We start from the raw sequence: 7370 nt of genomic DNA on the forward strand, positions 1-7370 counted from the left end.
CGCGACCGGCGCCGACGTCACGCACACCGTCTGCGACGGCGAGGTCCTGCTGCGGGACGGCGAGGTGACGACGCTGGACGAGGACGCGGTCCGGTCGACCGCAGCGTCCCGCGCCGCCGCCCTCGTCGAGCGCGCCGAGTGACAGGCCCCCAACAGTATGAGGTGCCTACCGACAGACAGCTCGTAGCGGACCCGCCTAAGCAGACGGATGATTGATAGGTGGCACTACCCTTATTCGTCTACTCCCGCAACACGTGAGGTGCATGCGGCACCAGAGGCACACACTACTGGTCGCCGCGCTCGCACTTGCGGTCATCGCAGTCGTCCCGGGTGGGGCGGTGGCTGCGGGCAGCGTGAGCGTGACAGGCGACCAAGCGGCGGACGGCACCGTCACGGTGACGGTGACCGAGAACAACACCACGGTGACGAACGCGACAGTCACCGTCGAAGCACTGAACAACTCCTCGTACGTCGACGAGGGCGACCACACGACCGACCAGAACGGCACGGTCGAGTTGGCCGCGCCCGAGGAGAACGTCTCCGTGACGGTGACGACGTCCGTGAACGACACCACGGCGGAGACGACCCTGGACCTCGTCGCGCCGACTGACGACAGCAGCGACCTGGCAGTCGACGTCACGCAGGCCGAGGACGGCACCGGCACGGTGGCCGTCACGAACGGGAGCGGCGCCGGCGTCGCGAACGCGACAGTCACCGTCGAAGCACTGAACAACTCATCGTACGTCGACGAGGGCGACCACACGACCGACGAGAACGGCACGGTCGGGTTGTCCGCGCCCGAGGAGAACGTCACTGTCGAGGTCGTCGCGGACGCGAACAACGAGACGGCGTCCACGACCACGACGTTGACCGTGGCGGCCAACGACTCCGAGGGCACCCTCTCGTTCGGGGAGCGCGTCTCCTCGTTCGTCGACCAGCTCCGGACGGACGGCAACATGAGCGGTCAGCAGGTCGCGACGTTCGTCGTCTCGAACAACCCCGGCGCGGACAACCGCCCGGACCACGTCGACCCCGGACCGCCGGACGACGATGACGAGGACGACGAGCGCGGCAACGGCGACGGCGCCGACGGCAACAACGGTAACGGCGCCGACGGCAACGACGGCAACGACGCTGACGGTAACGACGGCAACGGCGACGGCGCCAGCGGCAACGCAAGCGATGACGGTGACGACGACAACGGCAACGGAAACAACGGTAACAGCAACGGTAGTTCGAACGGCAATGGCAACGGGAACGGCAACGCGGACGCCATGAGCGGACTGCCGTAACCCCCGGACCGACCCGAACGGTCCGTAACCGGATACGTCAATTTTCGGCCAGCGCCTTTTTCCTTTACCCGGCCTACGTATCACTCGCAGGTCGAGGACCTGCACACCAACGTGGTGGTAGCGGCAGCCCGTACAGAAGCCGTTCGCGAACGCCGAGACGCAATCTACTCCCCCCGACCGCGTCCCGCAGCCGGCAGGCGTACAGGCCCCACCCACGGACGACGGCGGCCCGCCATCGGATGTCGTCGCGGCCACGGCGTCGTCTTCGCGCCTGCCGGGTTTTCTACGTTCAGCTACGACGGGAGCGCTGCTTTCGGCTTCGGTAGGGTTTTGAATCCAGTCGCCGTCCCGTACCGTATGACCACTGCGTCGCCGATCAGCGAGCAACTCGGTGAAGTCGGGTCCGCTCGGGAGTCCGGCCGGAAGAAAATCGACTGGGCGTTCGAACACATGCCGATTCTGGCGTCCCTGCGCGCGGACTTCGAGGCGGACCAGCCGCTCGCGGGCGAGACCGTCGGGATGGCGCTGCACGTCGAAGCGAAGACCGCCGCGCTCGTCGAGACCATGGCGGCCGCCGGCGCCGAAGTCGCCATCACCGGCTGCAACCCGCTGTCGACCCACGACGACGTCTCCGCCGCGCTCGACGCCCACCCCGACATCACGAGCTACGCCAAACACGGCGTCGGCGACGAAGCGTACTACGAGGCCATCGACGCCGTCCTGGACCACGACCCCACCGTCACCGTCGACGACGGCGGCGACCTCGTGTTCCGTGTGCACGAACACCACCCCGAGCTCATCGAGACCATCGTCGGCGGCACCGAGGAGACAACCACGGGCGTCCACCGCCTCCGCGCGATGGCCGACGACGACGCCCTCGAGTACCCCGTCATCGCCGTCAACGACACGCCGATGAAGCGCCTGTTCGACAACGTCCACGGCACCGGCGAGTCCTCGCTTGCGTCCATCGCCATGACCACGAACCTCTCGTGGGCCGGCAAGGACGTCGTCGTCGCGGGCTACGGCCAGTGCGGGAAGGGCGTCGCGAAGAAGGCCAGCGGCCAGAACGCCAACGTCATCGTCACCGAAGTCGACCCGCGGCGCGCCCTCGAAGCCCACATGGAGGGCTACGAAGTCACGTCCATGCACGAGGCCGCCCAGGTCGGTGACGTCTTCATCACCACCACGGGCAACCGCGATGTCATCGTCGAAGAGCACTTCGAGCAGATGCAGGACGGCGTCGTCCTCGCCAACGCCGGTCACTTCGACATCGAGATCGACCTCGAAGCCCTCAGCGACCTCGCCGACAGCGAACGCGAGGTCCGGGACGGCGTCCGCGAGTACGAACTCCCCTCCGGCAAACGCATCAACGTCCTCGCCGAGGGCCGCCTCGTCAACCTCGCGACCCCCGTCAGCCTGGGCCACCCCGTCGAAGTCATGGACCAGTCCTTTGGCGTGCAGGCCGTCTCCATCCGCGAGCTCGTCCAGAACACCGACGAGTACGGCCCCGGCGTCCACGACGTCCCCGACCACCTCGACCGCAAACTCGCCGAAATCAAACTCGACGCCGAGGACGTCGAACTCGACACCCTCAGCGAAGCACAAGAAGAGTACATGAGCAGCTGGCGGCACGGCACCTGAAACGCACTGTCTGCGCTGGGGCGACGGTCGACGTCGATATCGCGTACTCGAGACGGCCCGTCAGCCGTTGTTTTTGCCCTCACGATAGCCAGCTAGCCCCGCTTCGGCCGTCGTTTTGAGGAATCGACCGACGGCGACGAGGACCCGAACGAGGAGAAGTCCCCCGCCGAGAACAATCAGCGCCCTCGAGAGTCCGATGCCACCGGGGGAGACTGTTTCGGGAGTGAGCGCTCCCAGAAGTATCAGCGTCAAACCGATCCAGAACGCTTCGGTCCGTTGAGAGAGGGCTGTGAGCGAGTCCGTCATGAGAGACGTACTCGTCGTGATGGCAAGTAGCTGTCCGCCGTGGGACGTCCAACCTCCGTCGCAGTTTTTTCGCGAGTGGACCCCGGACGCTGCGTTCCCCACCCCCGCCTCTGACTCGCTGTCACCGCTCCAGCAGCGTCGAGATTCTGGCGTTCTCCTTGAGTTTCACGCCGCCCTCGGCGACGGTGAGCGGCATCGGGCCGAGTTCGGTGGTGGCGACCGAGGGGTGGTAGGCGCCGCGTTCGCGGAGTTCGCGGCGGGTCTGGACGCGCAGCGGCGCGCCCGGGGTCAGCGATTCGTTGTACGCGACGAGGTACGTGCCGGCGTCGAGCGTCCACCACTCGTAGTCGTCGTCGGGGTTCCTGGGTGACGTGGCGACCGGCCGCAGGTCGGCGGTCTCGAGTTCGCCGCCGCCGAAGTCCACGCGGCCCGGATTCTCGACCTCGGAGACGTCCGCGACAGTCAGGTCGAGGCCGTACTCGTGGACCTGGGTGTCCTCGTGGACGATGCCGTCGACGCGGTCGACGAGGTCGCGTCCGGTCATGGCGTGGACGTACGGCGGCACCGCAAAAACGACTGGCGGCTAGTCCCCGCCGCGGACGACGTGGCTATACTTGAGCAGGGAGACGAAGACGACGCCGCCGAGGAGGTTGCCGGCGGTCGCGAACGCGAGGAATCGGGCGTACTCGGCGGGCGAGACGACGCCGGAGAACACGCCGAGCAGCACTTCGACGTTGCCGGCGATGCAGTGCGGGAGGTGAGCGATGCCGATGGTCGCGGCGACCAGCCACACGAAGAACGCGCGGCTGATCGTCTCCTGAGCGGCGGCGACCAGCCACGACATGAGGCCCATGAGCCAGCCGGCCAGCACGGCCCCGGCGAACAGCGGGACGGCGCTGTGCGCGACCAGCGGCGTGGCGACCGCTTCGAACGCCGAGGCGTCGGCGATGCCGTACTCGGGTGCGACGAGCACCGCAAGGCCCGCGAAGACCGTACCGCCGACGACGTTCGCGCCGAACACGACGCCCCAGAGTCGTGCGAGCGAACGGACGCCGGCCAGGCCGTCGAGCACCGGAAGCACCGCGAGCGTCGTGTGCTCGGTGAACAGCTCCGAGCGGCCGATGACGACGAACAGGAACCCGACCGCGTACGCGTTCGCGAGCGCGAGTTCGAGCACCGGTTCGCTCCACTCGCCGGCCGCCAGCGAGACCAGCACCGCCATCAGCAGCGGTCCGAACCCGATGTCCAGGCCCGCCGAGACCCCGGAGAGGGCGAGCCCCCCGCTCGGGCGTTCCAGTTCGTTCAGGCCTTCCTGGAGCTGTTGGCTGAGAATCCCGGTGGGCGAGGCCTGCTCGTCGGCCGTCGGGGCCCCGGAAGCGTCGCTCATGGGAGTGGCTTCGTCGGGGACCCACGCAAAAGTTCTCCCCGTTCGGTTGCGCAAAACTCCTATCCCCCGACTGCGTACGGTGACGCATGACGGAGTCTGAGGTCTCTCATGTCTAACTCCAACGCGAAGGGAAATCGGCGGGAACGCCAGCTCGTCAACGAGTTCGACGAGCGCGGGTTCGCGGTGATGCGCGCGCCAGCCAGCGGGTCCGCGACGGAGCGCGAACTCCCGGACGTGCTCGCGGGCGACGGGAACGCGTTCTACGCCGTGGAGGCGAAGTCCAGCGCCGGCGACCCCATCTACCTCACGGGCGAGGAGGTCGAGGCGCTCGTCTACTTCAGCCAGAACTTCGGCGCGAAACCCAAGATTGGGGTGCGGTTCGACCGCGAGGACTGGTACTTCTTCCACCCCGCGGACGTCTACCAGACCGACGGCGGGAACTACCGCGTGAAGAAAGAGACCGCCGTCGAGGACGGCGAGACGTTCGACGACCTGCAGGCATCGGGCGACGACGAGTCGGCCACCGACACCGACGTCCGGGACGTCCTGGTCGCCGTCGAGCAGGGCGTACTCACGCCCGAAGAAGCCGCGTCGATGCTGGAGTGAGGCGGGTTCGGCTCCCTGTGCGCGGTCAGTCCCGGCGTCGGAGGCGGCCGCGCGGGAAGGAGTACCGGCGCAGGTCCCGCGGCGAGATGTCGTCCGGGGACGCGCCACGGTCCAGCGGGTAGAGCACGTCCACGACGAGGTCCTCGCGGTCGTAGTCGCGGTTCGAGTGGTGGTCGGCGACGGCCCAGCCGCGTTCCGGGATGCGGACGTCGTTCGCGCGCTCCCCGGTGGACTCCACGACGACCACGAGGTCGCCGGTTTCGCGGTCGACGACCGTTTCGCCGGGGTCGAGCGTGCAGTGCTCGCAGTAGACGGGGTCGTCGCTGTCGCGGTCCGCGAACGACGACTCGCCGCAGGCGGCACACGCCGCCTCGCGCTCGCCGGGCGCGGGGACCTCACCGAGCGTGATTTCGATGGCGACGCGGCGCAGATGCTTGCAGCGGACGCCCCGGAAGCGGTGATCCGGGCACGTGCACCGACCGGCCTCGGGGTCGACGTCGTAGACGTGGCCGGACGGCGACCACACCTCGTAGGTGCCGTCGCCGACCGCCGCCACCAGCATCTGCTCGCGGCGGGCGCGGCGGCTCCGGTCGTCGGTCGACCGGCCCGGTTCCGTGGCGGGACGCATACCCGAAGAGAGGCGTTCCAGCCGCCTAAACCCCGCAAAATCGAGGAACGTAACCGAGTGAACGACCTCCTAGTACGGACCCCGGAGCCGTTCCCTGCCGCGATTTTCGATGACGGGTGCCACTGCTCGGACACCGGCGCTCGACGGAGACGCCACGCGCGCATCGAGATGCTGGCTCGTCCTCGCTCCCGGCGCTGCCGGGGGGACCTGATCGAGCGCGGCGACAGACGACGGCTTCGAAGCGCTTTTGCCCGGGCCGGCGAAAGCCCGCAGTATGTCTGAAGGGCTCGACGCCCGCCTCGAAGCGGGTATCGCAATCCTGTCTACTCTCGTCTTCATCGCCATCCTCGTGGCCGCCGGCACGATGAACGAGGGCTTCGGGGAGACGGGGGCGTTCGCCGTCGTCGGCGCCGTCGTCGTGTTCATCGTACTGATGGGCGTTGTCGGCTACTGGCTGTCCGGCAAACAGGGCGGAGAGTGAACGCCCGCGACCTGGAATCAATACGACACTAACCCGCTCCGTTCGGGACACAGCCGACGACGCTTCTGGCTTCGAGGGTACGCGAACGACGACTACGCTTCTGCGTCCGCGTCAGCGTCCGTTTCCTCCCTGTCGCGCCAGTCCTCGAGGTCCTCGTCGTCCTCGTCGTCCAGTTTCGCCTCGTAGTACGACAGCGGGTGGTTGATGGCGTCACAGAGGTCGTCAGGGTTGACGCAGTCGCCGTACGCCTTCATCGTCGCACACGACGGCGCCGTGTACTCCGTGGGGCTGGTTTCGCCCTGGATGTGGTCGGTCTGGTAGCGCGTCATCTCCTCGCCGAACCCCGGGTTCACTTTGTAGATGTCGACGATCTCGTCGGTGGAGAGGCCGACGTTCGCAAGGAACGACGTGATGGCGAACCGGCTGTGGTGAGGGAGGTGTTCGCCGCGCTGCACCTGGTCGAGGAGGTGTTGCATGCACGGCGGGAACAACTCGGGGACGACGGTGTCGATCTCCCGCGTGAGGTCCATGTCCGCGAGGACGTCCCGGACGGCGGTCGCGGGCGCTTCGAGCGCGTCGGCGATCTCGTCGGGCACGTCCAGCGGCAGGCCCTCGGCCACGCGCTCGCGGACGGCCTGCTGGAGGAGCGTGTCCAGTTCGGGTTCGCTCACCGGGACGCGGCCGTCGTCGAGCGCGCGGTTCACGAGGCGCCAGTCGTCGCTCCGCAGGGACGACGACAACAGGAGGTACGTCGGGACGCCGACGTCGTAGCCGTCCGCCGTGGCGTGGACGTGGCTCGTGAGGTCGAACTCCGCGAGGAGGTCGCGTCGCGATACGCTGGCGTCGTCGCCGACGCTCTTGAACTCGGCGTCGTCGGCCTCGTCGGTCGTGAACCGGTCGTAGGGGGCGCCGAACACGACCCCGGCGCTCTACAACCTGATGAGTCACGTCGACTTCAACCTCGGCGTCTACTACCCCGAGGGCGGAATGTCCGGGGTCGCCCAGGGGATGGCGGACTGGCGGAGGAAC

The 7370-nt window shown here is 67.9% G+C and carries 8 protein-coding genes and 2 pseudogenes; 5 read left to right on the forward strand and 5 right to left on the reverse strand.

Annotation, left to right across the window (positions count from 1 at the left end; all coding sequences use genetic code 11):
* The 3 genes and pseudogenes from GRX66_RS14580 to GRX66_RS14590 all read left to right on the forward strand — a co-directional run.
* Window positions 1–142, forward strand: a pseudogene (locus tag GRX66_RS14580) (amidohydrolase); the annotation flags it as partial.
* Window positions 143–263: 121 nt separating this feature from the next.
* Complete coding sequence (locus tag GRX66_RS14585; RefSeq protein WP_159527212.1) at window positions 264–1292, forward strand: hypothetical protein; 1029 nt, start codon at window positions 264–266, stop codon at window positions 1290–1292.
* Window positions 1293–1649: 357 nt separating this feature from the next.
* On the forward strand, window positions 1650–2933 hold the full coding sequence (locus GRX66_RS14590) for an adenosylhomocysteinase (protein WP_159527213.1): 1284 nt from the start codon (window positions 1650–1652) through the stop codon (window positions 2931–2933).
* A 60-nt stretch (window positions 2934–2993) separates the two neighbouring features.
* Here the strand turns inward: GRX66_RS14590 and GRX66_RS14595 are convergent, their stop codons facing one another.
* From GRX66_RS14595 to GRX66_RS14605, 3 genes are all read right to left on the reverse strand, one after another.
* Window positions 2994–3239, reverse strand: a complete 246-nt coding sequence (locus GRX66_RS14595) for a hypothetical protein (protein ID WP_159527214.1) — start codon at window positions 3237–3239, stop codon at window positions 2994–2996.
* A gap of 121 nt (window positions 3240–3360) precedes the next feature.
* The gene (locus GRX66_RS14600) at window positions 3361–3783 is read right to left on the reverse strand and encodes a dCTP deaminase (protein ID WP_159527215.1); all 423 of its coding nucleotides are present in this window, start codon (window positions 3781–3783) and stop codon (window positions 3361–3363) included.
* A gap of 39 nt (window positions 3784–3822) precedes the next feature.
* On the reverse strand, window positions 3823–4626 hold the full coding sequence (locus GRX66_RS14605) for a formate/nitrite transporter family protein (protein WP_159527216.1): 804 nt from the start codon (window positions 4624–4626) through the stop codon (window positions 3823–3825).
* 108 nt (window positions 4627–4734) lie between these two features.
* Between GRX66_RS14605 and hjc the strand changes: the two genes are divergently transcribed.
* Window positions 4735–5232, forward strand: coding sequence for a Holliday junction resolvase Hjc (gene hjc / locus GRX66_RS14610; protein WP_159527217.1), 498 nt, complete (start codon window positions 4735–4737; stop codon window positions 5230–5232).
* A gap of 25 nt (window positions 5233–5257) precedes the next feature.
* Here the strand turns inward: hjc and GRX66_RS14615 are convergent, their stop codons facing one another.
* Entirely contained in the window at window positions 5258–5860 is a 603-nt protein-coding gene (locus GRX66_RS14615) for an SWIM zinc finger family protein (RefSeq protein ID WP_201293038.1), read from the reverse strand.
* A 274-nt stretch (window positions 5861–6134) separates the two neighbouring features.
* Here GRX66_RS14615 and GRX66_RS14620 point away from each other — a divergent pair, with 274 nt between their 5' ends.
* A complete protein-coding gene (locus tag GRX66_RS14620; RefSeq protein WP_159527218.1) occupies window positions 6135–6341 on the forward strand; it encodes a DUF7472 family protein in 207 nt (68 codons plus the stop codon).
* A 92-nt stretch (window positions 6342–6433) separates the two neighbouring features.
* Here the strand turns inward: GRX66_RS14620 and GRX66_RS14625 are convergent.
* A pseudogene (locus tag GRX66_RS14625) lies at window positions 6434–7249 on the reverse strand (DNA primase regulatory subunit PriL); the annotation flags it as partial.
* Between the last annotated feature and the right edge of the window lie 121 nt (window positions 7250–7370).

Origin of the sequence: Halobacterium bonnevillei (genome assembly GCF_009831555.1) — an archaeon.
Classification (GTDB): Archaea; Halobacteriota; Halobacteria; order Halobacteriales; family Halobacteriaceae; genus Halobacterium; species Halobacterium bonnevillei.